The organism is Acinetobacter sp. X9, from assembly GCF_054889255.1.
In genome coordinates this window covers 2,073,709-2,099,185 of record NZ_CM142679.1, presented here as the reverse complement: position 1 = coordinate 2,099,185, position 25,477 = coordinate 2,073,709, and the positions used below count along the sequence as shown (strand labels likewise).

Genomic DNA, 25,477 nt, shown 5'->3' with positions numbered 1-25,477 from the left:
ATAGTGAATGGTATCAAAAAAATTGAACTTACAGGAGCCAATTTTAACCAGATATGCATAAGAGAAAAGAGGTACCTAAACTAGAGATGATTTAAAACGCGATTAATAAAATCTGCTTTTATTGCTCTATATTGATCGGGGTCTAAATGGCTACACTGTAATTTTAATTGATTATATTCATTGACCAATGTGGGTGAGCTTATAAGCTTATTTTTAAATGTTAAGAAAAATGTGAATATTGAATCCGTGTCTACAATTTGAAATGCTACATCATCATTGTTGAGTGATTCGAGCATACGAAGCTCATGTGTTCTTAATGTATTTTGTTTTTCGATAAAATTAAGTGTTTTTAATTGTTCTATTGCGAATTCAAATTGCTCAGACATAACTTCAATATAAATATCTAAATCACCTTTTGAAATTGCATTCGGTATTGCAGATGAACCAATATGCTCAATTTTGGCAAAGGGTAAAAGTGCGGAAATATCTTTTTGATATGAATTAAAAAGCTGAGCGCATCTTTGTTGATATTGTTCTGGTTCTAAAAAGACCATTATTAGAATCTCAATTTGATAAAATTTATATAGTTAAAAATAGATTACTTTATTAAATAAAAAAGCCCAAATACTGAGATTCGGGCTTTTTTTTGAAAATTATCGATTAATCAGTCATTGTCATTAAGCTTGCGTTACCACCAGCTGCAGCTGTATTCACACTAATTGCACGTTCAATCACTAAACGCTCAAGTGGAATAGCCTCATTTGGTTCAACATGGGTAATACCGACAATTGCACCAGAGCGAATAGCAATCTCTTGCTGTAATGAGAAGATCTCTTCGCGATTACCATGATGTAAAACTGCATCAAAATCATCTGATGCGATATTTTTAACTGTAGTAATTGCAGCAAGCACATCTTTTGGCAATGTTTGTTTGTATTTTGCCAATAACGGACTATTTGGCATTACGGCCGCTTGGCTACCCACTGCAAAAATTGCGAGTAACTGATGCAGCTGATTTTGTTCTGTATCAGCGATAGAAAGAACACGATGACGTGGCAAAATAATATATTGGTTACTTTCCCCAGTAGGGCCTTGTAACTCATAAAATTTACCAACACCAAATGGTTCAATTTCGCGATTTGCTTGTGGTAAATGTTGTTTTGCCCAATTTTGTAAGCTCTGATAAACCTCACGGTTAAAGCCTTCAAAAGCAGTTTGCTCACTCTTCATAGCAAATGGTGTTGCCAATACTTTGTTTGAACACTGCTGCATCAAGCGATACATGTAAAGCGGACCACCAGCTTTCGGGCCTGTACCAGATAAACCTTCACCACCGAATGGTTGTACACCAACGACAGCACCCACAATATTACGGTTGATATAAAGGTTACCAACTTCAGCATGTTGAATGACCGTTTGAATGGTTTCATCAATACGGGTATGTAGACCCATTGTTAAACCATAACCTTTAGCATTAATACGTGAGATCAACTGCTCAAGCTCACCATACTTATAGGTAATGATGTGGAGAACTGGGCCAAAAACTTCACGCTGCAAATCATCAAGGTTAGGGAGTTCAATTGCTGTTGGTACAACAAAAGTTCCTTTATCCAGTTCATTCTGACTTGTTGCAGCAAACATCAACTGATGTACTGGATAGCCTTTCGACTTCATTTTTTGGATGTGTTGATCAATCGTCTGTTTTGCTTCGTCATCAATAACAGGACCAATGTCAGTTTTTAAAATCGCAGGGTTACCTACGATCAACTGTTGCATTGCGCCTTTAAGCATTTTAATAACGGTTGCAGCACTGTCTTCTTGCACACATAAAACACGTAAAGCAGAGCAACGTTGACCCGCGCTATCAAAAGCAGAACTTACAACATCGAGTACGACTTGTTCAGTTAATGCTGATGAGTCCACAATCATTGCATTTTGACCGCCAGTCTCTGCAATGAGAGGAATAGATTGACCATTTTCAGATAAACGTTTCGCAACAGTTTTCTGTAAAATTTTTGCAACTTCAGTCGAACCAGTAAACATGATGCCATCAATACGGCTATCTTGGCTAAGCTGAGCACCTACTGTTTCACCGCGGCCAGGAAGTAGCTGTACAGCACCATGTGGAATACCAGCTTCCCATAAAATCTGAACTGCTTGAGCAGCGATTAATGGGGTTTGTTCAGCAGGTTTAGCAATAACGCAGTTACCACTGACTAATGCTGCAGCAATTTGACCAGAGAAAATTGCAAGAGGGAAGTTCCACGGGCTAATACAAAGTACAGTACCTAAAGGCTGAATAGCTGTATTTGCAGGAAGATTCTCAACTTGAGTTGCGTAGTAACGTAGGAAATCTACAGCTTCACGAACTTCTGCAATGGCATTGGCATAAGTTTTCCCGCTTTCACGGCAAAGTAAAACCATCAATTCTTGAATGCGACTTTCCATTAGGTCAGCTGCACATTTTAAGTATTGAGCACGCTGTTCTTTAGGCGTATTTGACCATTCTGATTGAGCTTGTTCAGCTGCATTAAGCGCAATTTCAACATGCTTAAGATCAGCTTCTTGCACATAACCAACAATTTCATCATTTTGTGCTGGGTTTGTAATTGCAACAGAATGACCTTGCTCTAACCATTCGTTATTTGCCAATAATGGATGACTTTGCCAAATACGATTACGTAATTCTTGAGCTGTGCTATCTAAAGCTGCAAGTGGAGTATCGTTTGCTAAATCATAACCTTTAGAGTTTTTACGAAGTGTTCCGTACATATCTAAAGGTAGTGGAATTGATGGATGTTTTAAACCAACTGAACCTTCAAGCTTAGCTGCATTACGAATATCATAAATTGGAGACTGGATAAGGTCTTCAACTTTAAGTGTCTTATCGGCAATACGGTTAACGAATGAAGTATTCGCACCATTTTCGAGTAAACGACGAACTAAATAAGCTAACAACGTTTCATGGTTACCAACGGGAGCATAAATACGGCATGGTACGCCTAATTTATTTTGCTCACGTGGACCAACAACTTGTTCATAAAGCGGTTCGCCCATGCCATGTAAGCATTGGAATTCATATTGACCAGCATAATATTTGCTTGGATCAGCTAAATGATAGATCGTTGCCAATGTTTGGGCATTATGAGTGGCAAATTGCGGATAGATGAACTCAGGTGCTGCAAGTAATTTTTTAGCACAAGCGATATAAGATAAATCGGTATGTACTTTACGAGTGAAGACAGGGTAGTCATCCATACCTTCGATTTGCGCTTTTTTAATTTCGCTGTCCCAATATGCGCCTTTTACAAGACGAATCATGAGACGCTTTTGGCTGCGTTTAGCAAGGTCAATAATATAATCAACCACGAAGAAACAGCGTTTTTGGTAAGCTTGAATAACGAAGCCAATACCTTTCCAGTTTGCAAGTTCTGGCTCGAAGCAAAGACGCTCAAGTAACTCAAGAGAAATTTCTAAACGTTCTGATTCTTCAGCATCGATATTTAAGCCAATATTGTACTTTTTAGCCAAACGAGCGAGTTCAAATACTTTGCCGTAAAGTTCTTGATGAACACGTTCAATTTGCGCGCGTTGATAACGAGGGTGTAAAGCAGAAAGCTTAATTGAAATACCTGGGCCATCATAAACGCCTTTACCATTAGATGCTTTACCAATTGCATGAATGGCTTGCGTATAATCGTTAAAGTAGCGTTCAGCATCATGTTCGGTTAAAGCTGCTTCACCCAACATGTCATAAGAATAGCGGAAACCTTTGTCTTCGAGTACTTTGGCGTGGTCTACAGCTTCTTCAATGGTTTCACCAGTCACAAACTGTTCACCCATCATACGCATTGCAACGTCAACAGCTTTACGAATGATGCCACGTCCACTGCGTGCTAAAAGGCCAGTAAGTACACTTGAAAGACTGGTTTGCTTAGGAGTTTCCATGAGCTTACCAGTTAACATGAGGCCCCATGCCGCAGCATTTACAAACATTAAGCTGCTTTGGCCAACATGTTCTTTCCAGTTACCTTGATTGATCTTATCTCGAATAAGCAAATCACGTGTTGCTGAGTCTGGAATACGAAGCAAAGCTTCGGCAAGACACATGAGCGCCACGCCTTCTTGTGAAGAAAGAGAAAATTCTTGTAATAACCCTTGAACAATACCTGCTTTGCCCGAAGAGGTCTTACGCTCACGTAAATTATTGGCAAGATTAAAAGCAAGGTCATAAATTTTATGATCTAAATCATCAGATACCGCGGCAGCTTGTAATAGCTCTTCTACAGCTTCTGGTTCAGCACGTCGCCAAGCTGTATTAATGCGTTGTTCAAACTCACTTTTATCGTTAAATTCGGTGATATAGCCTTGGTGAGATTTATCCATTTGATGAAAAGTATCCATTGTGTTCATATCAGTTTCCGCCAAGCAACTCTCATACTCCCTTCTTGAGTAGAGAGGTTTAGATAATTTATCATTACAGAAGAAACACCGAATAACTCACTATATTTAGTCCATTTTTTAGAGGAAAATTCAGATGAATGGCCCAATTTTAAGCCTTGACCGCACTGATTTAAAAATTTTGGATATTCTTCAAACAGATGGGCGAATTTCTAATAGTAAATTGGCGGAACTTGTTAACTTGTCACCAACAGCAGTGATGGCACGAGTTCAAAAATTAACGAAAGATGAATTCATCTTAGGATATGAAGCTAAATTGAATCCAATCAAGTTAAACGCAAATTTTTTGGTGTTCGTAGAGGTGCTATTAGATAAGACTACCCCCAATGTTTTAGACGAGTTTATTGATGCTGTGGTTCACTATCCTGAAATTGTTGAGTGCCATATGGTGAGTGGTGGGTTTGATTTTTTAATTAAATTACGAAGTGGCAGCATGGAAGAGTTTAGACGAATTGCGGGGCAGGTACTGTGGCAATTACCAGGGGTAAAAGAGACTCGTAGTTATCCTGTCATGCAAGTTGTAAAAGATACTTCAAAAATTAAAATCAAAACTAAAAGTAAATAAAGGGGCCGAAGCCCCTTTGATTTATTTCAATAATTATACACTTTCTTTGTAGAGTTCATCTGCTTTTTCAAAGCGGCCAGTTACTGTCGTATTTGGCGCTTTAGTTAAGAGACTCACTACAATGATACTGATAAATGCAAGAATAAAGCCTGGGATAATTTCGTAAACACCAGTGTCTGCGAAAAGATTTTTCCAGCCAATCACTACAACTGCACCAACGATCATACCCGCTAGAGCACCTTGTAAATTCATACGTTTCCAGAACAATGACAAGATAATAAGCGGACCAAATGCAGCGCCGAAACCAGCCCATGCATAAGCAACAAGACCAAGAACTTTACTGTCTGGATTACCAGCAAGAGCAATTGCAAGAACAGCAATCGCAAGAACCATGATACGGCCAACCCATACAAGTTCTTTTTGAGATGCATTCTTACGAATGAAGCCTTTGTACAAATCTTCGGTTAACGCACTTGAACATACCAAAAGCTGACAGCTCAATGTACTCATCACGGCTGCTAAAATCGCAGCTAGAATGATACCTACAATCCATGGATTGAATAAGATTTTAGTCAATTCCATAAATACTGTTTCAGGGTTTTTGCTTACAACTGCTGCTAGTTCAGGGTGTTGCTCAAAGTAAGCAATACCGAAGAAACCAGCACCGACTGCACCAGCTAAACATAAAATCATCCAAGTCATACCAATACGGCGCGCAGCAGGAATTGATTTTACAGAGTCAGCAGCCATGAAACGTACAAGGATATGTGGTTGACCAAAGTAACCCAAACCCCATGCCATGGAGGAGAGAACCGCCACAACACTCAAATCTGAGATGATGTTAAACGCATGTGGACGAGCAGTTTCAATGAGTGTCACAAATTGTGTTGTATCGCCAATTGCAAGATAAGTTACGATTGGTGTTAATAACAGAGCAAAAATCATTAGGCCAGCTTGGAACGTATCGGTCCAGCTAATCGCTAAGAATCCACCGATACAAACATAACTGATGGTTGCAATTGCGCTGAGCCAAATAGCAGTGGTGTATGACATTCCGAATAAATTTTCAAATAAACGGGCGCCTGCTACCATGCCTGAAGCACAGTAAATTGCAAAGAAAACCAAGATGATAACGGCAGAGAAAATACGAAGTACTTTTTTCTGATCGTCAAAACGACTTGTAAAATAATCTGGCAACGTGAGTGCATTATTTTGGACTTCAGTATGAACGCGTAATCGACCAGCAACCAGTAGCCAGTTAAGCCAAGCACCGATAATAAGACCAATTGCAATCCACGCTTCAGATAAACCAGAAAGATAAATCGCGCCTGGTAAACCCATGAGCAGCCAACCACTCATGTCTGATGCGCCTGCGGATAATGCAGTTACGAAACTGCCTAAACTACGACCACCGAGAATATAATCTGAGAAGTCGCTTGTAGCACGGTAGGCAAATAAGCCAATAAGAACCATTGCTACGATGTACACCATAAACATGATGAGGGTGGGATCAAAATAACTCATAATGGATGTGTGTCCTTATATCCATAATCCGTGATTGTAACCTAATCCAGGTCGCTGTTTTCTTGTACGGCATCCAAGAGGTTGAGATTCAACCACAAAAGATTTTTTTTGCACTGTTATTTTTATATTGTACTTTTGTATCATTGTGTAACTTAAAATAAGTTGATTTTAAAGATATAAAATTACAATATTAATCATCAACTTATAATTTTTTAATATTTATTTTTTTAAATTTTTTCAGCAAAAAAATGTTATTTTCTAAAAAAATAAATCGATATAGAGTTATAAATAGAATATTGGTCAAAAAAAATTTATAGAAATTTAGAATAAAGTTAAAAAAAACGACAATTTTTTGTTCAATTAATAATTTTTTTTATTCAAGTTAGGCTTATTTAGTGTCTAAAAATAGCAATTAGCCTATTAAATTTTCAAAAAGTCTATGCATTCCTTGAGTCGCTGACATCTTTAACAATTCATATTGGTGAGGAACACGCAGATGATCAGCATTTGGGTCTATATAGTAGGCTTTACATTGATTTGAAATTTCATGAACTAAAGCTGCAACCGGATATACGCTTAATGTCGAGCCGATCACAATAAAAATATCTGCACTCTGTACTAATTGAATTGCTTCTTCATAGGCAGGTACAGCTTCACCAAACCAGACTACATGTGGACGCAGGGGATAGCCATCCGGGCAAAAGTCTTGTTCTAAATCTAGCTTCCAACCATTAATATGGTAAAACTGTGTTGTAAATTGTGCATTCGGGCCAGAGCTTTTCGCTAAACGAATATTTCCATGCAAATGTAAAACTTTGGAACTTCCAGCCCGTTCATGTAAATCATCAATATTTTGAGTAATCACTTGTACGTCAAAATAGTCTTGTAGTTTGGCAATATAGTGATGAGCTTCGTTGGGTTCAGCCTCTAAAATATTTTTACGTCGCTCATTATAAAAGCGTTGAACTAGAGCAGGGTTCTTTTGCCATGCTTCAGGTGTGGCAACTTGTTGGATGTCGTAATTTTCCCATAGACCATTACTGTCACGAAAAGTGCTAATTCCACTTTCAGCACTCATGCCAGCGCCAGAGAATACAACAAGCTTTGTCATAAAAGTCACCGATTCTTAAAACTGAATTTGAATAGATTTTGAATAGATAAAGAAAAACCAGTTTAAGACTAAACTGGTTTTTATTAAATATGAAAAGCTATAGCTATCTTTTATAAGCCAGCTTCATATTCTGCATTTGTTAAAAGTTTTTCAACATCTGCAATGTTGTCTGGTTTGATTTTATAAATCCAGCCTTTTCCATATGGATCGTCATTTACAAAATCAGGATCATCTTCAAGGTCAGTATTTACTTCTACTACAGTGCCAGAAACAGGAGCATGGATGTCAGAAGCAGTTTTTACTGATTCAACCACACCAGCTTGTTCGCCAGCAGTAACTTTACTCCCAACTTCTGGAGTTTCAACGTAAACCAAATCGCCAAGTTCATCTTGTGCATGATCGGTAATCCCTGTAATAACAAGATCACCCTCAATCTTTACCCACTCATGTGTACGTGCATACTTCAGTTCCGAAGGATGATTCATGGTAACTCCTTAAGCTTGTGTCCAATAGTTTTTAACATTATAAGTATGGGTCTTTACGCCAGTTGCTCGGACTGCGACCACTCCAACGTTTAAAAGCTCGGCTAAAATTTGCAACGTCCGAATAGCCAAGTTCATCTGCAATTTGCTCAAGACTGTAATCTGTACGTGAAAGCAGAGATGTTGCGTGTCGATAGCGCACTTCATCAACCAATGTAGAAAATGAAGTTCCTTCAGCCGCTAATTGGCGCTTTAGAGTACGGTCTGACATGTGTAGACATTCAGCTACATTTTCAATGCTTAAATAATGTTGTTCAGAATTACTTAAAATATCACGAACTCGCATTGCTAAGCGACGGCGCTCACCTAAAGCGGAAAGTTCGGCTTCGCACTGATTAATAGCAACCTGACTTGCGATAGGATCAGCATTAACTAATTTAATTCCTAAGTATTTTTTATCAAAACTTGAAATCAGATGTGGCTGGTTGAAGCGAATTGTGCTGCTTAGTTTATTTCTATACTTTTCAAAGCCTTCTGGCTCAGGAAAATCTAAATCTACATCGCCGGCTAAGTCTTCAATCCCCGTAATCGCTTTGGCCATGCTCATAATACCAATGGTCAAACCTAAAACGATTTCTGTACGTAAAGGCTCAAGTTCGATATCACATTGTAATTGTAAGGTCGCTTTGGGGCCAAACGTTGAAAAATATAATTGTAAAAAAGGTAAACGTAGTTGAATAAAACGTGCTGCAAGAGCAATTGCTTCTGTAATATCCTTGGCTGTCATAATTGCATAGCCAATGAAGCCATGAATCGAAATACGCATTTGAGTACCAAGGTGGTAACCCAACGTAGTTTCACCAGTTAAATTAAGCGCGTGTTTAACCAGTTCGTTTGCTACAGGTGTAGAAATACGATAATCAGGATCGGCCAGTTGCTCACTAGTAAGATGAAATGGAGCAAATAATGTTTCATCGTTATATCCCCAACGTGAAACAACATCTAATAGCAATAAGCCATAGACACCCGGAATACCTTGATCTTGACGAGCTGAGGTAATTTTCATATGCGTTCCATTGCTCTCATCAATTTGTCACATGCATTTCTTACACATCTTGTCATGAAATATAATCTGAGTTTATAAAAACTGTTAGACAATCATATCAACCATGTTTTAAACATTCTTTTTAAAGACAACAATTTTTGTTGTTGAAATAAGTAATACGTCGCCATTTTGATTTAAGGCTTGCGTAACGTAACTTACAATACCACGATCTAATTTTGTTTTGGATGGTGTGATCGCTGAAATTTCGGCTTCCACATGAATTTTATCACCTGGTCGAGTAGGGCGTGGCCACCGTAAGCTAGACTCTGAACCAATCAGGCCACCATGAATCGGCATACATTCCGTCCATAACCGCATAGTAATTGCAGAAGTATGCCAACCGCTAGCAGCAATTCCCTGAAAAATTGGATCATGCTTAGCTTGTTCTTCATCTATATGGAAGGGCTGAGGGTCATAGGAGCTTGCGAATTTTTTGATTTCATCTAAGGTAATTTCATATTCACGGCTAATGAAACGATCACCAATTTTCAAATCTTCTAAATAAAGCATTAATCTTGACCCTGTAATACTTTTTGTTCAATTAGGAAACCGCCTGTTTGACGTTTCCATAACTGTGCGTATATACCATTTTGCGCAATTAACTCTTCATGAGTTCCTTGCTCAGCAATTCGACCTTCATCAAGAACGATTAAACGGTCCATTTGTGCAATAGTAGATAAACGGTGTGCAATTGCAATAACGGTTTTATCAACCATCAGGTCATTTAAACTTGACTGGATTGCTGCTTCAACTTCCGAGTCTAATGCACTAGTTGCTTCATCTAAAATAAGAATAGGAGCATCTTTTAAGAAAACACGTGCGATAGCAATACGCTGTCTTTGACCACCAGAAAGCTTGACGCCACGTTCACCTACTTGAGCGTTATAACCACTACGTCCTTTTAAATCAACTAATTGTGGAATAAATTCAGCAGCTTTGGCTTTATTTACAGCATTCTCCATGTCTGCATCAGACGCATCTGGGCGACCATATTTAATATTTTCTGCAACTGAGCGATGTAATAAAGACGTATCTTGAGTAACTAAAGCAATATTAGCTCTTAAACTATCTTGAGTTACATCTTCGATGTTTTGGCCATCAATTAAAATAGCACCTTGCTTAAGATGGTAAAAATGTAAAAGCAACTGAATCAGCGTAGACTTTCCTGCGCCAGAACGGCCCACAATTCCTATTTTTTCACCTGCTCTAATATGCAAGTTGAAGTGATCAATCACATTTTTATTGTTATAAGCAAAGCTTATATCTTTAAATACAATCTCACCTTTGGTCACTGCAAGTGGTTTCGCATCTGGTTTGTCTTGAATATTGATTTTTTTACCTAATGTTTGCATACCATCTTGAATGGTTCCAACATTTTCAAATAAGGCTGACATATGCCACATCATAAATTCAGCCATACTATTAAGTTTTAAAATCATTGCAGTCGTTGCTGCGATTACACCTAATGCTGCTAAACCTTGGGTCCATAGCCAAACAGAAGTACCAATTACACCTACAAACAAAACAGCAGACAACATATTGATGCTGACTTCAAAGAGGGTACCTAAACGCATTTGAGCATAGACTGTAGTCATGAACTCTTTCATAGATGCTTTTGCGTATTGGCTTTCACGACCAGCATGGGCAAATAGTTTTACCGTTTGGATGTTGGTGTATGCATCTGTTACACGGCCCGTCATGATCGCTCTAGCATCGGCTTGTTGCTGAGAAACTTTACTTAAGCGGGGGATAAAGAACCATGCGCTTAATAAAAATAGGCTTAACCAAACTAAAAGTGGAATAAGTAAAATTGGTGAAATTGCGCCAAGAACAATGCTGACTGTAATGAAGTAAATGCTGACGTATGCCAACATGTCACCCAAAATAATCCAGAACTCACGGATTGCTAACGCTGTTTGCATAACCTTAGCAGAAAGTCGTCCTGCAAAGTCATTATGGAAAAAGTCCAAGCTTTGTTTCAATAAAAGATTATGGAAACGCCAGCGCAAACGCATTGGGAAGGTGCTATATAAAATTTGATGTTTGATAATAGATTGAATATTTACAAAAAAGATGTTGGTAAATAAGACCGCAATCAAAATGAGTAAATCAGTAGCATGCTGACTTAAAAAGCTTTCTGGATGACTTTTACTTAACCAGTCTACGAGTTGTCCAATCTTTGAAAAAAGTAAGGCTTCAAAGCTTGCAGCACCTGCTGTAAAAAGAATAAGTAAGAATAAGTAAGGGCGTAGGCCTTCCGTAGCTTGCCACACAAATGGAAAAAAACGAGTCGGTAAGGGTTCATCTAAACCTTTAGTTGGGTAGGGATCTACAAGTTTTTCAAACCACTTCAGCATGAATTACTACCTTTGAGACAAAAGCCACTTAATTAAATCTTTGCAATTTAATTTGCAAAAAGTCAGTTAGATCAATATCACTTAGGGTTTTGATCTTGTGAATATATGCAAATACACATGAACTGATAATGTTGTACGTCTTAAATTAATACATGACGTAAAAAAGGAGACTTGAAGAAACCTTCAAGAACGTCGCGAGGACTAAAAGTATTATTCATTATATCGAGATTAATAGATAAATGGGGAAGGAATTTATGCTTTAAGTATTTTTTCTTAGTATTTTGAACATTTGTTAAATTATTACAGCTACACGTATTAGAAAAGGCCTTTAGATCTATATCCTAAAGGCCTAAGTATTGTATTACCACATTAGGTCGTCTGGAATAACATATGCTGCATATGGATCTTCCTCATCTGTGGCTTGTTCGTTTTTCTCAGCATTATTAATCAAAATGAAGCCTTGCATTTTTTGATCAATTTTTTCACCTAAAGCTTTTGGAAGATAGGCGTATTGATCTTGATCTTTAGCAATAACTAGGCTACCTGCAACAAGTGCATTATAAACTTGCTGAGATAGATACACTTTTTTGATTTTATTTTCATCAATAAATTGATAAGCCACATCCCCAGCAAAATCAGTAATCTTGTGCTGCTTAATCATCTGGATGATTGATGCTTTAAGTGCTTTTTCTTCAAGCTGTTTCTGTTTTTCTAAATTTAAAGCCTGATCTTTAGCTAACTTTTCTTGTTGAGCTTTTTCAATATTTGCTTTGATTTCAGCTTCATTACTTAGCCCAAGACGTTGTTCGTGATGAGCTTGCTTTGTTAATTTTTTTGCTTTTTTATTATCAACTAAACCAGCTTTTAATAGCTGTGCTTGTAAGGCATTTTTAACCATGTCTTAGTCCTTGTGTGAAGTTGAAGTACTATAGAGATAAACTATCCAGTAAGAAATACTTAAGGCTAAGCTTAAAATTGCTGGCAATAAAAATGATTGTAGTTTCAAATATGGATGTACTGAGGCGGCAAGAATTCCACCCAGAAGGAAGCCAGCAAGAATAAGTAAATGTAAAACAATACGTCGATTTTCTACAATTAAGCCTCTGGCTTTATATCCAAGTGCTAAACCAATATCAGTCAGCACACCAGATAGATGGGTAGTGCGAATAATCGTTCCTTTGTAGTGGCTTACCATCGCATTTTGTAACCCCATTGCCGTACAAGCCCATAATAATCCATAGCGTGGAAAATAAGGAAGCAATAGCCAGCAAAGGAAAATGAATAAGGCAACAAGGCTCAAAGGTAAGCCATAACGACGACCTAGTCGAAAATGACTACTACCTAAAATAAAACCACTATAAAATGAACCGCAAACATAACAAATAATCACCAGAAGTAAAAAAATGATATGTTCTGGTTGCCACTCTACCAAACTCATAGCCAGCATACTAACGTTGCCAGTCATATGTGAAATAGATTGATGCAAAAGAGTAATTAACCCTAAGACATTAATCATTCCGGCATTAAATGCCAGCAAAAAGGCTCCAAGTTGGAACCAGTTTGGTAGACGTTGAAATGGCATTTTGTTTAAGACGTTTGCTTAGAGCGAATATCTACAGCTGCGGTAAATAATACATCTGTAGATGAGTTAAGGGCTGTTTCTGTAGAGTCTTGCAATACACTGATAATCATACCAACAGCTACAACTTGCATAGCAATTTCTGTTGAAATACCAAATAAACTACAAGCGACTGGAATGAGTAGTAAAGAACCACCAGCAACACCAGAAGCACCACAAGCTGAAACAGTAGCAACAACTGATAAAATAACCATTGTCGCAAAATCAACATGAATGCCAAGCGTATGCACAGTAGCTAATGTAAGTACAGTAATCGTGACTGCTGCACCTGCCATATTTACTGTTGCACCTAAAGGAATAGAGACACTAGCTGTAGATGGGTTAACACCTAAACGCTCTGCCAAATCTAAGTTAACTGGAATGTTTGCTGCTGAGCTTCGAGTAAAGAAAGCTGTAATACCACTTTCTTTTAGACATTTAAATACGAGAGGGTATGGATTTCCACGTATAGTAAGGACAACAAGAATAGGGTTGATAACTAAAGCAACAAAGAACATGGTACCTAACAATACCACTAATAATTGTGCATAGCTTTCAAGTGTTGCAAGGCCGGCATCGGCAAAAGTCACTGCAACTAATCCGAAAATACCGACTGGTGCAAAAGCAATTACTTTATGAATAATAGCACTTACAGCATGTGAAACATCCTGCATCACTTGTTTTGTGGTGTCTGAGCTATGACGCATAGCTAAACCTAGGCCAATTGCCCAAGCTAAAATACCAATAAAGTTAGCTTCACTAATTGCTTGAACAGGGTTCGCAATAAAGCTTAAGAGCAAGTTTTTTAATATATCTGCGAGACTACCAGGCGCTTGTAAATCATTATGCGAAACTGTATTGAGGAATAATGTGCTTGGAAAAGAAAGACTGACAATCACAGCTGTGAAAGCTGCAAGCAACATACCTGCCACATATAGAATCATAATAGGGCGTAAATTGGCGCTATGACCCACTTGGAAGTTGGCAATAGAAGAAAGCACCAATACAAAAACTAAAATAGGGGCAACCGACTTTAAGGCTTTAATGAAAAGCTCACCAAATAAACTTAAGTAAGGCGTAACGTTCGGAAATAGTAATGCAACGCCTATCCCTAGAATAATGGCGATAATAATCTTAGTGACTAAGCTTAATCGAGAAAAGAATGCAAGCATATAAAGGCCTTATTAACCTAATCATGGCTAAAGGTTGAACAAGCGGAGTATTTTATACTTAAGTGATGTGAATCTTAAGCTTTTTTATAGCACCTAGAAGTATTTATACTTAATGGTAATATTAAATATTTGTTTTTATTGGCCTTAATTTAATATTTTTAATTTTGGAGTTGGTGATTTTGCTTGTTAATTGCTCATTAAAAAACTAGGTATATCAAAAAGCTGTGAAAGCATGGAATAGGCTAAAGAAAATAGGGTGGCAAAAAGTTAAATATGGTTGAGCTTTTTAGAAAAGCTACGCGAATTTTCAAAACTTTGTGCTTGGATTGGACTCTAAGCTTTCAAGCTGAAAAATCGCATATTTCAGGAAGTTACTACTATTATTATAATTTATAATTTAAAAAATATTATTTACTTGCACAGTACAGCTGATGAAGCGTATTTAAAATTGAATGCATATTGTCATCCTTAATTGAATAAAAAATTTGCTTGCCATCACGACGGGTTGATACAACATCACTTTTACGTAGCATCATAAGTTGTTGTGAAAGAGTGGGCTGGGTAATTTGGGTCTTCTCTTCAATTTGAGAAACATTTAACTCCTCATAAGCTAAGTGACATAAAATTAATAAACGATCTGTATTAGCCAAAGATTTAAGAATTCCAACGACTGAATCAGCCGCATTTTTCATTTCTTCGATTTGGAGTCCATCTTTCATACTTTATACCTATATCAATATAGCGGGCATAGTATAGATTGATCTTATGAAAATGAATGTAGCAAAACTAATCAATCCAATTGTTTTTGTTGAAAAGCAATATAAGGGGAATTGATAAATAAGTAGTCTTTCTAATTAAAAACAACTATTTGTATTTCTTTTGTGTCTAAAATGTTGCTTTGTGTTATAAGTGTAATTGTTAAGTATAAGTGAAACGAAGTCAACCTAAAACAATTTCAATTTGCTTTCGATAAATAGTTAAATCCAATTTATCTTCAAGTAAAACATAAAAAAAGATTGAGTTTTTATTTTTTAAATATATAATCTGTTATGTACAGACAGGTCTGTATATTTTGGTTTGGTAAGGTCGAAAAAAACGTCTAATTTTGAACCAAAATCACTTTCAGACGCAGCGTGATACATAAGAAGAATCATTAAATATAAGAAGAAGAATATCACGCTTTATTTTTATGCAGCTCTTTCAAAATCGATTAATTTTTCTACTCGAGTCCAATAATCATTGATTTTTATTGAACCATGTTCGACCTGAGCCTGTATGGTCATACCTTCCAAAATATTAACGAGTAGTAAAGATAGGGGAACTGGCTCTTTTACATCATATTGGTTAAGAAGATTTTGCATGAGTTGGGTCAACCAAGCTTTATACAAAGTAGCAGGTTGATGTGTTGAAGGATATTGTTTTAAAACCTCTTCCAAAGCTTTTTGAAACATACAGCCATTAAAATCTTCGCTATTAAACCAGTCCGAATACCATAAAAATACTGCTTTAATTCGCGCAAGAGGGTCTAACTCATCATGTTTTGATAAGGCAGAAGTAAGAGAATTTTGTAGAAGCGTATTTCGAAGAAGTAGACACTCTTCAATTAATTTTTCTTTTGATGGAAAATGCTTATAGAAAGTCATTTTTGCAACGCCAGATTCATTAATGATGCGATCTACACCTATAGAATTATAGCTATACGAGTTAAAAAGTCTTAATGCGGTGTTAATAATGTCATCTTTTTTCGACATATTTTAGCCTCTCACAAATGAATTGCTATTAGCTTGAACGGTGATCTTTATCAATGAGAATCTAGATAATTTAATTTTACAAGGTATTGTTTGTTATTGATAGAAAAAAGATATTATTTTTTTAAACGCTGAAGTTTTACTTTTAAGAGAATGGTAAAGAGTTTTAGGCTATATATTTAAATAATTATACTTCCGTTTTCAAAATCTTTTAACTTCAATATTTTTGCGATAAGTCGATTTTAAAATTTAAAATGGGGAAATTAATAAACAAATAATGAATCTATTTTTGAGTTTGTCGGCCAATTTAAAAGTGGACTTTCCATTGCTTTGATAAGTCCACTTTTATTAAAGTTTCTTACTCTGAAGGAGGTAAAAGCATCAAAATAGATTCGTTGAGTAAGTACGCAACATTTTCAAGGATTTCAAGCTCATTAAATTCGCTATCGAAAGCTAAGCTTTCTCCATCAGCAATAGCTTTTAATTTTGGTACAAAAGCTTCAGCTATACATAGCGCTTCGCCATTTCCCCAGAAGTTTAGAATTCCGTTATTTTCTGTATAAAGTAGGCGAGAGGCAGGTTCTAATAAAACTTCATAACCTTCATGTAAGATCTCTTGAAGATCATCAGCTTCGATCTCATCAGGTTCTGGGATATTATCTGGATATTTAGGTTCGCTCATATATGACATGATTGCGGCATCAAGTGCTGCAGAATCTTGCAACTGAGCTAAAACTAGGTTTTTTAGATAACTTAGTTCAGTTGAGTTAATTTCACCAATTTGACTCATTTGTTTGCGTGCGATATCTACAACAGGATTTTGAAGTAAAGTATTAGCTGAAAATTGATCGCTAATACGTTCCATCATTCCTGCAACGTTTGGCATGCGAAAGCCAAATGAGAATGTTAAGCAGTCATCTTCGGCAACACCGTAATGTGCCATTCCAGGAGGAACATAGAGTAAATCGCCTGGTGCTAAAACCTCATCAAATTGCACATCTATTTCTGGCAAAAGTTTTAATGGTTGATTGGGTACAAATGCAGTATTTACATCGCACATCTGACCTAGCTGCCAGCGACGATGACCATGCCCCTGAACTAGAAACACATCATAGAAATCGAAATGCTTCCCAACTGAACCACCCTTAGGCGCATAAGACACCATAATGTCATCGCGGCGCCATTGAGGAATAAAAGGAAATTTTTTCCAAAGTTCAGAAAGATCAAAAGAGTAGTGATCTACTGCCTGTACTAAAATTGACCATAATTTTGGTAGCTTTTGAAAATCACCTTTGGTTAAAGGTGAAGATTTTACGTGCCATTCGTTTGGATTTTTATCTTTTTGGCGAATCAGTCTGGCACTTGCATGTTCTTCCAAGGCAAGTTCTTGCACATCTTCGGGTTGTAAAAGACCTACAATCTCTGGCAATCCGTTACGCACCAGTAAAGGTTTTTTCTGCCAATACTCTGCTAAAAATTGCTCGGCAGTAATACCGCCTAAAACTGCTAAAGGTTCTGTCATGGAAATAACCTATTTATAAAATATCTAGAATTAAGGAATTTGTAGATCAAGTTGCCTCAAAATATGGCAAAGTTGAATCATAGGAAGACCCATAAGTGTGGTCTGGTCTTGGCCTATCATTTTTTCAAACAAGCTAATTCCTAAACTTTCGCACTTAAAGCTACCTGCGCAATGTAGTGGCTGATCTAATAAAACGTAACGTTCAATTTCAGCTTGATTCAGGTTTCGAAATTTAACTTGATAATGTTCAACGAGCGTTTGTTCAAAGTTTCTATCGAGCCATTGCACGCTAAGCGCTGTACTAAAAAAAACAGTTCGACCAGAATTCTCGGCTAGTTGTGCTTTAGCATTTTCACTAGTCATCGGTTTGCCAATAAAGTCATGCGGGGCATGTTCTCGCCAAGCAACTTGATCTGAACCAATAACGATAGCTGATGGGTTCTGTTCAGCAATCACTTGAGCTTTTGTGAAAGCGAGCCGTTTTGCAAGTTCATCGGCATGGGTTTCATCGCGAGGATTTTCATCAATATCTGGATTAACACAGATATAATTAATTCCAAGACGGTCCATTAAGTCTCTGCGAGTTTGACTACTCGATGCCAAAATAATTTGTGGCTGAACCATTACACTGCAAATTCCATTAATACATCTAAAGGTACATAGCTTAATACGGCTTGATGACATGCATGTATTTTAATAGGAGGTGCTTCACCAGCTTGATAAGCCTCTACCCAGCGAGTTACGCAGATACACCAGAAATCACCCGGTTTTAAGCCAGGGAAGCCTACTTCTGGTAAAGGAGTAATAAGATCATTCCCAATTTTCTGAGAAAAATTTAAGAAATCCGAGGTCATTTGCGCACATACGGTGTGTTGACCAAGGTCTGTTACTGCGGTGTGGCAGAAACCATTTCTAAAATAGCCTGTAATAGGGTCAAAGCAACAACTTGCTAAAGGTTCCCCTAAAACATTTAAGCGATTGATTTGTGGATCTGGATGAATAGACATAATGGGTGAAATATCAAATAACTACCTCTATCATAATCAAAACTGGGGCTTTCTACAGCTTTTATGCAAAAAAACTAACCTTTTTTGATGTAATCATTTAAAATTGGCGCGTTTTTAAAATCATAAAGAGAGCTTTACATGAATTTTCAGCGTATGACTGACCTTAACTTAACAGGCAAACGTGTCCTTATTCGTGAAGATTTAAACGTTCCTGTCAAAAATGGTGTGATTACTAGCGATGCTCGCTTACGTGCAGCATTACCAACCATTAAAGTTGCTTTAGATAAAGGCGCAGCAGTGATGGTATGTTCACATCTAGGTCGTCCTGTTGAAGGTGAACCAAAGCCAGAACAATCACTTGCACCAGTTGCTGCTTATTTAACAGAAGTATTGGGCCAAGAAGTTAAATTATTAACAGATTATTTAGAAGGCGTTGAAGTTGAAGCTGGTCAAGTTGTATTACTTGAAAATGTACGCTTTAACCATGGCGAAAAGAAAAATAATCCAGAGCTTGCACAAAAATATGCTGCATTATGTGACGTATTTGTTATGGATGCATTTGGTACTGCTCATCGTGCAGAAGCATCTACTGAAGGTGTAGCTCGTTTTGCTCCAGTTGCTGTTGCTGGTCCTTTGTTGGCTGCTGAGTTAGATGCACTAGGCCGTGCAATGCAAACTCCTGAAAAACCAATGGTTGCAATTGTTGCTGGTTCTAAAGTTTCAACTAAACTCGATGTTTTAAACTCGCTTTCTAGTATCTGTGATCAACTGATCGTTGGTGGCGGTATTGCAAATACATTCTTGGCAGCTGCTGGTTTTAATGTTGGTAAATCATTGTATGAAGCTGACTTGGTTGAAACTGCTAAACAAATTGCTGCTAAAGTAAGTGTTCCACTTCCTACAGATGTTGTAGTTGCTGATGCATCGCAAATTAATTTTGAAGATTTCTTAGGTTCTTTAGCAGCAGCTCAAGCTGTTGTGAAGAAAGTAGAAGATGTGACTGCAAATGATATGATTTTAGACGTTGGTCCAGAAACAGCTAAAGCATTTGCTGATATTTTAACAACATCAAAAACAATTCTTTGGAATGGTCCAGTTGGCGTATTTGAAGTAGATCAATTTGGTGAGGGTACCAAAGCGCTTTCTCTTGCGGTTGCTCAATCTGAAGGATTCTCGATCGCAGGTGGTGGAGATACATTAGCTGCGATTGATAAATATAACGTCGCTGATCAAATTGGTTATATTTCTACAGGTGGTGGTGCATTCCTTGAATTTGTTGAAGGAAAAACATTGCCAGCAGTTGCTGCTTTGCTTGAACGTGCTTAATACTGTTATATAGAAATAAGAAGGGATTGGGTAACCAATCCCTTTTTCATTGATAAGTCATTAAACTGTCATATATTTGCAATAAAATGTCGAGTATTAAATCACCAACTGTGGAAAATAGTGATGAATTTAAAGCTTACATTTGCTGCTATGTTAATTGTACCAATGATGTTGACTGCTTGTGCTAAGAAAGATGAAGCATCTCAAGCGGGCCAAGAATCAGCTGCATCTACTGCTGTTTCTGAAAAAGTAACGCCTGAGCAACAAGCAGCAATTGATGCGATTGATAAGCCAGTTCTAGATGAAAAGAATACAGATGTGGTTGAAGGTAGTGCGCCAAGTGAGGCTGCTGCTTCAGAAACACATTAATTTGTTGTTTTTTGTTAAAAAATCCCTGCAAATGCAGGGATTTTTTTTGAAATACTGTGATTTGTTGCTGAATTGAAATAAATGACAGGGTAGAATAAGCCGCACTACCTGGGAGGATATTATGGCACTCATTTCAATGCGCCAGCTCTTGGATCACGCTGCTGAACATAACTACGGCGTACCAGCATTTAACGTAAATAACTTAGAACAAATGCGTGCAATTATGCTTGCCGCGGATGCAACCAATTCACCTGTAATTGTTCAAGCATCAGCTGGAGCTCGCAAATATGCAGGCGCTCCATTCTTACGCCATCTTATTTTGGCTGCAATTGAAGAATGGCCACATATTCCAGTGGTAATGCATCAAGACCATGGAACAAGCCCTGATATCTGTCAGCGTTCAATTCAGCTTGGCTTTAGCTCAGTGATGATGGACGGTTCATTAGGTACAGATGGTAAAACACCTACTTCTTATGAATACAACGTTGATGTAACTCGTAATGTTGTTGCTTTGGCACATGCATGTGGTGTTTCTGTCGAAGGTGAGATTGGCTGTTTAGGTAGCCTTGAAACTGGTATGGCTGGCGAAGAAGACGGTGTTGGTGCAGAAGGTGTACTTGATCACTCACAACTTCTTACTTCTGTTGAAGAAGCGACTCAGTTTGTTGCCGATACTAATGTAGATGCATTAGCGATTGCTGTAGGTACTTCACATGGTGCTTACAAGTTCACTCGTCCACCTACAGGTGATATCTTGGCAATTGACCGCATTAAAGAAATTCATGCGGCATTACCAAATACTCATCTTGTTATGCATGGTTCAAGTTCTGTGCCGCAAGAGTGGTTGAAAGTAATCAATGAGTTTGGCGGTGATATTAAAGAGACTTATGGTGTACCTGTTGAGCAGCTTGTAGAAGCAATTAAACATGGTGTGCGTAAGATCAATATCGATACAGACTTACGTTTAGCATCTACTGGTGCAATTCGTCAGTTTATGGCTGAAAACCCAGCTGAATTCGATCCACGTAAATACTTTGCTAAAACTGTAGATTCAATGAAGCAAATTTGTATTGATCGTTATGAAGCGTTTGGTACAGCTGGAAATGCTGACAAGATTCGCCCGATTTCTTTAGAGAAAATGGTTGATCGTTATAAATAATTCCCGTCAGGGTTTAATTTATAGGAACCGGTTATTTATATAACCGGTTTTTTTATTAGGAAAATTTCATGCATAAAAAAACCTGTGTTTGTCACAGGTTTTGATGAAGATAAAAAGACTTACTTTTGTAAGTTCTTTTTATCTAGACTTGGATCTTTGATTTCTACATATGCGTTTGCACGTACTTCACGTAACCAGCTATCAATCTCAGTGTTAAATTGGCGTTCACCTAAAATTTGACGTGCCATACGCTCTTGATATTCATGCGTCATATCTTTTTCACGTTTATCCGTTACTTGTAAGATATGCCAGCCGAACTGAGTTTGGAAAGGTTCGCTAATTTCACCTACAGGAATTTCCTGCATTTTTTTATCAAATTCAGGAACCATCATTCCAGGTGTTACCCAGCCCAAACTTCCACCATCACGTGCTGAACCCGTATCATTTGAATAGGTTGCTGCAAGTGTTGCAAAATCTTGACCAGCTTTTAAGCGTTTATAGATGTTATCAATAATTTGCTTGGCATTCTCAAGAGTCACTACTTCAGATGGCTGAATGAGAATGTGGCGGGTTTGAAATTGAGGTACTAAAGCTTTTTGCTCATTTTGTTTGCGTTCAAGAAGCTTTAAAACATGTACACCATCACGTACTGAAACTAAGTCAGTCGTTTGACCATCTTGTAATGGTGTAATACGAGCCGCAAGTTCAGCAGGAATATCAGACAGTGGGCGGAAACCCATATCAGCACCTTCAACTTTTACATTTGCAGTTGAAAGTTTTTTCAAAGCATTTATATCATTACTTTGAGCAAGCTTTGAACGCACTTCTTGAGCTACAGATTGAACTTCTTGTGCATTGTCACCAGAAATGCGCATATGAATTACATGTGCTTGATTACCTAACGCGGCTTGTCCCTGAGGTGATTTTAAGAAGTTTTCTACATCTTGATCACTAATTTTAATACGAGACATCACTTGTTGTTGGCGCAAACGACTAATCGCTAAATCCTCAGCGATTCGGCCACGTAAACTTTCATAAGTTCCTGGTGCCATAGCATCCAATTTTTGCTGGAAAGCTTCTAAACTTTTACTTCCAGATTGATTTGCTACTTTTAAGACTGCTTCATTTAAGCTTTTTTCATCAGGTTTGATGCCATATTTTTTAACTTGTTCAAGTTGGGCTTGACGCAAGATGAGTTGATCTAATACCTGAAACTGCAAGTATTGCTGAGGTGGCACTTCTTTCTTTTGAGCTTGTAGTTCATGAGCTGCTTCAGCCATACCTTGTTGAAGATCGCTTTTTAAAATTACGCTATTGTCCACAATTGCCACAACTTCATCAGCGGGTTGGGCAAAACTATGCATTGATGAAGAGATTAGGGCAGCAAGTGTAGTTGCTTTAAAAAACTGTTTAAGATGCTTTGTCTTCATTAACGTTGTGTCCAAGATTGATTAATTTTGTTAAAACCTAAAACGCGATTTTCAAGTAAAGACGCGAGTTTATTGTTTAAACCACCTAAACCTTTTAGTGTAATTTCGGCCATGATCGCGCGCTTTTCACTAACATCTGGAGATTTTGGATCGTCTAGATCGTTATAGTATGAACGGCCATAGACAGAAATACCCCAGCAACATGACTCATAGTTAACTCCTAGCAAGAGTTCACGGGCAACATCATTGTCCATGTCATATTGTACGTGGCCCATAATACGCCAATTGTCTTTAATTGGTTGTATAAACGATGCAACAACTTGGTCATAAGTATCTTGACGACCAGGAATATCTTTACGATAGAAATAGCCTAAGTTATATAGATTTCCTTTATCACCAGTATAGTAAAGTTGGAAGTCACGTTGAGCATTGTCACCATTCGACATCCAGGCTGAGTTGGCAGCAATGGTAAAGTTTTGGTTAAGCTGGCTTGATAGACTCACCACAGGACCTGTGTTGCGTTCAGTATCAATTTCATCTTGTTGTCGTTGTAAGGTGACACGACGATCTTCGAAATAGTAACTTTGACCTACACTTGCCCGTAAACGTTCTAAACCTACTGTGTCAAAGAGACTATAACTTACACCCAATGATAAAAAGTTATTGTCTTCTAGGCGGTCATGACCATAAAAACGGTAAGGGTTAAATAATTGATCATAACTTACTGACGCAGTAGTTGAGTCAAAGTTAGGGTAACCATCTTGATTTTTGTATGGCGCATATGCATAGAAAGCACGTGGTGTAAGTGTTTGTAAGTACTTGCCATCACGTTCAAAGTTCAGTCCAGTGTCTAACGTGAATTGAGGTACAACGACTGATTTGTTTTCGGAACCACCATCTAGATTTTGAGATGCGATACTGTCCTTATCATAAAACGTTTGAATAGAACGTACAGAGACTTCAGGAATCACAAAAGCTGCCGGTGTACGGTAGTTATAACGCGTTGCGAACTGGTTATAAATACGTGTACCACTACTTTCTTGAGCAGAATCATCATTAATTGATTTCTTAAAGTAAGCAGTGTCGTTATTAAATTCGTATTGTAGTCCTAGTGGATTACCAGTGACATAATTTAATAAGAATTGTGGTAAACGTGCGTATGGTTTATTGACATCTTTAACTTCAGGATCAAGTGTCTGGAAATCTTCCACCTTAAGCTGTGCTTTTAAACCAGGAATACCATGTTGATAGTTTAGTTCCCAAGCTCTACGTAAGTTAAGATCTGTTTTGGAGTTCGGGTTACTATCTAGGTCAGAGAAATAATCTTTATCTGATGCATAGTTATATTCGAGGTTAGTAGACCACTGATCATTGATATCCCAATTATGTAAAAAATGGAAATCTTTACGATCTTTGTCATCATAACCTTTGTCAGATGGCAAGATGCCACCCCAAATTTCACCAGCACCAAAGCCATCGGTTAAATATCTAAACTCACCTTTTAGCATTGCACCGCGGTCTGCTAAATATCGCGGAGTAAGTGTCAGATCATAGTTAGGTGCAAGATTTAAATAAACTGGAACAGAAAGCTCAACACCACCATCGTTTGAGAAACCAAATTGTGGGTTAAGAATACCTGTAGTACGGCGGTCGTCAATCGGGAAGTTAAAATAGGGAACAGCTAGAACAGGAACGTCCTTAACATATAATTTTGTTCCACGAGTTACGCCGCGTCCTGTTTCCTGATTTAACTCAATTTTATTGGCTTGGATTTTCCAACCAGGTTTTTGGCCTGGTGGGCAAGTCGTATAGGTTGCATCATTAAGAACCATAACGTTTGGTGAGGTTCTTTCGATTTTTCCTGCATGACCATGGGCGTGTTGCTGTTCAGAAATATAAAAACTATTGTCTAAATTCCCGGTTTGGGTTTTTAGGTTGTAATTAATTTCATCACTCTGTGAAAGTAACCCGCCTTGAGCTAACTGTACTCGACCTTGTGCATGCGCAAAGGTTTGGGTCTTATCAATCGTTACTTTGTCAGCACGAACTGTGCGTCCTTCCTGATCAATAACGACATCACCTTCTAAAACAGAATCACCTGCTGGATTGTAATGTCCGTAGTTAGCCGTAACGACAGAAGTCGCTTTGTCGGCGTCTAAAGCTTTGGTCTCAGGGTTAATCGGTGTAACCCATGTGCCTTGGCAAAATGCCGAGCTTAAATATTTATTGTCACGAAGCTGGGCTTCAGGTGCAGATTTATCAACATAATATTGCTGAAAGAATTCTTGACCTGGGTAAGCTTCCTTAATGCTCGCTTTAAGTTGATTATTGTCTATATTGGAGACAACATCAGTTGACTCAGCATAACTTGATTGTATGGAGCCACATAAGAGCGTAAAAATAGCTGTCGCTAAAGGATTAAATTTAAACTGATGCTTCATTGTCTCATTAACCAAGTATGCTAATTCACAATTAATTATTGTCGCATCATAGAGAAAAAGTTTATAAGTGGCTACACTTA

Annotated in this window: 22 protein-coding genes; 4 read left to right on the top strand and 18 right to left on the bottom strand. The window is 37.7% G+C overall.

The window, feature by feature from the left end:
* Positions 1 to 80: 80 nt before the first annotated feature.
* Together ACYU0V_RS09985 and putA are read right to left on the bottom strand one after the other, a co-directional pair.
* Complete coding sequence (locus ACYU0V_RS09985) at positions 81 to 554, bottom strand: GrpB family protein (protein ID WP_461847244.1); 474 nt, start codon at positions 552 to 554, stop codon at positions 81 to 83.
* Between the two features lie 106 nt (positions 555 to 660).
* The gene (gene putA, locus ACYU0V_RS09980; RefSeq protein WP_461847242.1) at positions 661 to 4,413 is read right to left on the bottom strand and encodes a trifunctional transcriptional regulator/proline dehydrogenase/L-glutamate gamma-semialdehyde dehydrogenase; all 3,753 of its coding nucleotides are present in this window, start codon (positions 4,411 to 4,413) and stop codon (positions 661 to 663) included.
* Between the two features lie 124 nt (positions 4,414 to 4,537).
* Here putA and ACYU0V_RS09975 point away from each other — a divergent pair, with 124 nt between their 5' ends.
* On the top strand, positions 4,538 to 5,026 hold the full coding sequence (locus tag ACYU0V_RS09975; RefSeq protein ID WP_151302599.1) for an Lrp/AsnC ligand binding domain-containing protein: 489 nt from the start codon (positions 4,538 to 4,540) through the stop codon (positions 5,024 to 5,026).
* Positions 5,027 to 5,059: 33 nt separating this feature from the next.
* On the opposite strand, the gene putP is transcribed toward ACYU0V_RS09975, so the two are convergent.
* The 14 genes from putP to ACYU0V_RS09905 form a co-directional block, all read right to left on the bottom strand.
* Positions 5,060 to 6,550: a sodium/proline symporter PutP gene (gene putP / locus ACYU0V_RS09970; RefSeq protein WP_068566128.1), complete on the bottom strand. Its 1,491-nt coding sequence runs from the start codon at positions 6,548 to 6,550 to the stop codon at positions 5,060 to 5,062.
* Between the two features lie 412 nt (positions 6,551 to 6,962).
* Positions 6,963 to 7,670 (bottom strand): SIR2 family NAD-dependent protein deacylase, encoded by a 708-nt coding sequence (locus ACYU0V_RS09965; RefSeq protein WP_227061233.1) that lies wholly within the window; start codon positions 7,668 to 7,670, stop codon positions 6,963 to 6,965.
* A gap of 101 nt (positions 7,671 to 7,771) precedes the next feature.
* A complete protein-coding gene (gene gcvH / locus ACYU0V_RS09960; protein ID WP_005069578.1) occupies positions 7,772 to 8,146 on the bottom strand; it encodes a glycine cleavage system protein GcvH in 375 nt (124 codons plus the stop codon).
* A gap of 37 nt (positions 8,147 to 8,183) precedes the next feature.
* Positions 8,184 to 9,209: an AraC family transcriptional regulator gene (locus tag ACYU0V_RS09955; protein ID WP_002121430.1), complete on the bottom strand. Its 1,026-nt coding sequence runs from the start codon at positions 9,207 to 9,209 to the stop codon at positions 8,184 to 8,186.
* 108 nt (positions 9,210 to 9,317) lie between these two features.
* A complete protein-coding gene (locus ACYU0V_RS09950; protein WP_002121358.1) occupies positions 9,318 to 9,758 on the bottom strand; it encodes a MaoC family dehydratase in 441 nt (146 codons plus the stop codon).
* On the bottom strand, positions 9,758 to 11,605 hold the full coding sequence (locus ACYU0V_RS09945; protein ID WP_227061231.1) for an ABC transporter ATP-binding protein: 1,848 nt from the start codon (positions 11,603 to 11,605) through the stop codon (positions 9,758 to 9,760). The genes ACYU0V_RS09950 and ACYU0V_RS09945 overlap by 1 nt, the downstream gene beginning before the upstream one ends.
* 361 nt (positions 11,606 to 11,966) lie before the next feature.
* Positions 11,967 to 12,503, bottom strand: a complete 537-nt coding sequence (locus ACYU0V_RS09940) for a DUF2058 domain-containing protein (protein WP_002121466.1) — start codon at positions 12,501 to 12,503, stop codon at positions 11,967 to 11,969.
* A gap of 3 nt (positions 12,504 to 12,506) precedes the next feature.
* Positions 12,507 to 13,187 (bottom strand): YoaK family protein, encoded by a 681-nt coding sequence (locus ACYU0V_RS09935; protein WP_033849841.1) that lies wholly within the window; start codon positions 13,185 to 13,187, stop codon positions 12,507 to 12,509.
* 5 nt (positions 13,188 to 13,192) lie between these two features.
* Complete coding sequence (gene sstT, locus ACYU0V_RS09930) at positions 13,193 to 14,395, bottom strand: serine/threonine transporter SstT (protein WP_461847236.1); 1,203 nt, start codon at positions 14,393 to 14,395, stop codon at positions 13,193 to 13,195.
* Positions 14,396 to 14,802: 407 nt separating this feature from the next.
* Positions 14,803 to 15,114 carry an ArsR/SmtB family transcription factor gene (locus ACYU0V_RS09925; RefSeq protein WP_002121379.1) on the bottom strand — a complete coding sequence of 104 codons (312 nt, stop codon included), beginning with the start codon at positions 15,112 to 15,114 and terminating at the stop codon, positions 14,803 to 14,805.
* 468 nt (positions 15,115 to 15,582) lie between these two features.
* Positions 15,583 to 16,146, bottom strand: a complete 564-nt coding sequence (locus ACYU0V_RS09920; RefSeq protein WP_002121343.1) for a TetR/AcrR family transcriptional regulator — start codon at positions 16,144 to 16,146, stop codon at positions 15,583 to 15,585.
* A gap of 355 nt (positions 16,147 to 16,501) precedes the next feature.
* Positions 16,502 to 17,665 (bottom strand): ribosomal protein uL16 3-hydroxylase, encoded by a 1,164-nt coding sequence (locus ACYU0V_RS09915; RefSeq protein ID WP_130172756.1) that lies wholly within the window; start codon positions 17,663 to 17,665, stop codon positions 16,502 to 16,504.
* 30 nt (positions 17,666 to 17,695) lie between these two features.
* Positions 17,696 to 18,289 carry a Maf family protein gene (locus ACYU0V_RS09910; RefSeq protein WP_461847232.1) on the bottom strand — a complete coding sequence of 198 codons (594 nt, stop codon included), beginning with the start codon at positions 18,287 to 18,289 and terminating at the stop codon, positions 17,696 to 17,698.
* Complete coding sequence (locus ACYU0V_RS09905; RefSeq protein ID WP_002121396.1) at positions 18,289 to 18,672, bottom strand: DUF2237 family protein; 384 nt, start codon at positions 18,670 to 18,672, stop codon at positions 18,289 to 18,291. The genes ACYU0V_RS09910 and ACYU0V_RS09905 overlap by 1 nt, the downstream gene beginning before the upstream one ends.
* Before the next feature lie 138 nt (positions 18,673 to 18,810).
* Between ACYU0V_RS09905 and ACYU0V_RS09900 the strand changes: the two genes are divergently transcribed.
* From ACYU0V_RS09900 to fba, 3 genes are all read left to right on the top strand, one after another.
* Positions 18,811 to 19,998, top strand: a complete 1,188-nt coding sequence (locus ACYU0V_RS09900; protein WP_461847229.1) for a phosphoglycerate kinase — start codon at positions 18,811 to 18,813, stop codon at positions 19,996 to 19,998.
* Between the two features lie 123 nt (positions 19,999 to 20,121).
* Positions 20,122 to 20,367, top strand: a complete 246-nt coding sequence (locus ACYU0V_RS09895; protein ID WP_002121463.1) for a hypothetical protein — start codon at positions 20,122 to 20,124, stop codon at positions 20,365 to 20,367.
* A 121-nt stretch (positions 20,368 to 20,488) separates the two neighbouring features.
* A complete protein-coding gene (gene fba / locus ACYU0V_RS09890) occupies positions 20,489 to 21,526 on the top strand; it encodes a class II fructose-bisphosphate aldolase (RefSeq protein WP_002121428.1) in 1,038 nt (345 codons plus the stop codon).
* A gap of 119 nt (positions 21,527 to 21,645) precedes the next feature.
* On the opposite strand, the gene ACYU0V_RS09885 is transcribed toward fba, so the two are convergent.
* On the bottom strand, positions 21,646 to 22,956 hold the full coding sequence (locus ACYU0V_RS09885) for a peptidylprolyl isomerase (protein WP_057062352.1): 1,311 nt from the start codon (positions 22,954 to 22,956) through the stop codon (positions 21,646 to 21,648).
* Positions 22,956 to 25,397, bottom strand: a complete 2,442-nt coding sequence (locus ACYU0V_RS09880) for an LPS-assembly protein LptD (protein ID WP_461847226.1) — start codon at positions 25,395 to 25,397, stop codon at positions 22,956 to 22,958. The genes ACYU0V_RS09885 and ACYU0V_RS09880 overlap by 1 nt, the downstream gene beginning before the upstream one ends.
* Positions 25,398 to 25,477: the final 80 nt, after the last annotated feature.

Bases quoted from the DNA above. Each gene is read 5' to 3' on its own strand.
- ACYU0V_RS09900 (WP_461847229.1), top strand. From the start codon at position 18,811: ATGAATTTTCAGCGTATGACTGACCTTAACTTAACAGGCAAACGTGTC.
- ACYU0V_RS09895 (WP_002121463.1), top strand. From the start codon at position 20,122: ATGAATTTAAAGCTTACATTTGCTGCTATGTTAATTGTACCAATGATG.
- fba (WP_002121428.1), top strand. From the start codon at position 20,489: ATGGCACTCATTTCAATGCGCCAGCTCTTGGATCACGCTGCTGAACAT.
- ACYU0V_RS09910 (WP_461847232.1), bottom strand. From the start codon at position 18,289: ATGGTTCAGCCACAAATTATTTTGGCATCGAGTAGTCAAACTCGCAGA.
- ACYU0V_RS09925 (WP_002121379.1), bottom strand. From the start codon at position 15,114: ATGAAAGATGGACTCCAAATCGAAGAAATGAAAAATGCGGCTGATTCA.
- putP (WP_068566128.1), bottom strand. From the start codon at position 6,550: ATGAGTTATTTTGATCCCACCCTCATCATGTTTATGGTGTACATCGTA.
- ACYU0V_RS09935 (WP_033849841.1), bottom strand. From the start codon at position 13,187: ATGCCATTTCAACGTCTACCAAACTGGTTCCAACTTGGAGCCTTTTTG.
- ACYU0V_RS09920 (WP_002121343.1), bottom strand. From the start codon at position 16,146: ATGTCGAAAAAAGATGACATTATTAACACCGCATTAAGACTTTTTAAC.
- ACYU0V_RS09905 (WP_002121396.1), bottom strand. From the start codon at position 18,672: ATGTCTATTCATCCAGATCCACAAATCAATCGCTTAAATGTTTTAGGG.
- ACYU0V_RS09915 (WP_130172756.1), bottom strand. From the start codon at position 17,665: ATGACAGAACCTTTAGCAGTTTTAGGCGGTATTACTGCCGAGCAATTT.
- ACYU0V_RS09880 (WP_461847226.1), bottom strand. From the start codon at position 25,397: ATGAAGCATCAGTTTAAATTTAATCCTTTAGCGACAGCTATTTTTACG.
- ACYU0V_RS09975 (WP_151302599.1), top strand. From the start codon at position 4,538: ATGAATGGCCCAATTTTAAGCCTTGACCGCACTGATTTAAAAATTTTG.
- ACYU0V_RS09955 (WP_002121430.1), bottom strand. From the start codon at position 9,209: ATGAAAATTACCTCAGCTCGTCAAGATCAAGGTATTCCGGGTGTCTAT.
- putA (WP_461847242.1), bottom strand. From the start codon at position 4,413: ATGAACACAATGGATACTTTTCATCAAATGGATAAATCTCACCAAGGC.
- ACYU0V_RS09985 (WP_461847244.1), bottom strand. From the start codon at position 554: ATGGTCTTTTTAGAACCAGAACAATATCAACAAAGATGCGCTCAGCTT.
- sstT (WP_461847236.1), bottom strand. From the start codon at position 14,395: ATGCTTGCATTCTTTTCTCGATTAAGCTTAGTCACTAAGATTATTATC.
- ACYU0V_RS09885 (WP_057062352.1), bottom strand. From the start codon at position 22,956: ATGAAGACAAAGCATCTTAAACAGTTTTTTAAAGCAACTACACTTGCT.
- ACYU0V_RS09950 (WP_002121358.1), bottom strand. From the start codon at position 9,758: ATGCTTTATTTAGAAGATTTGAAAATTGGTGATCGTTTCATTAGCCGT.
- ACYU0V_RS09945 (WP_227061231.1), bottom strand. From the start codon at position 11,605: ATGCTGAAGTGGTTTGAAAAACTTGTAGATCCCTACCCAACTAAAGGT.
- gcvH (WP_005069578.1), bottom strand. From the start codon at position 8,146: ATGAATCATCCTTCGGAACTGAAGTATGCACGTACACATGAGTGGGTA.
- ACYU0V_RS09940 (WP_002121466.1), bottom strand. From the start codon at position 12,503: ATGGTTAAAAATGCCTTACAAGCACAGCTATTAAAAGCTGGTTTAGTT.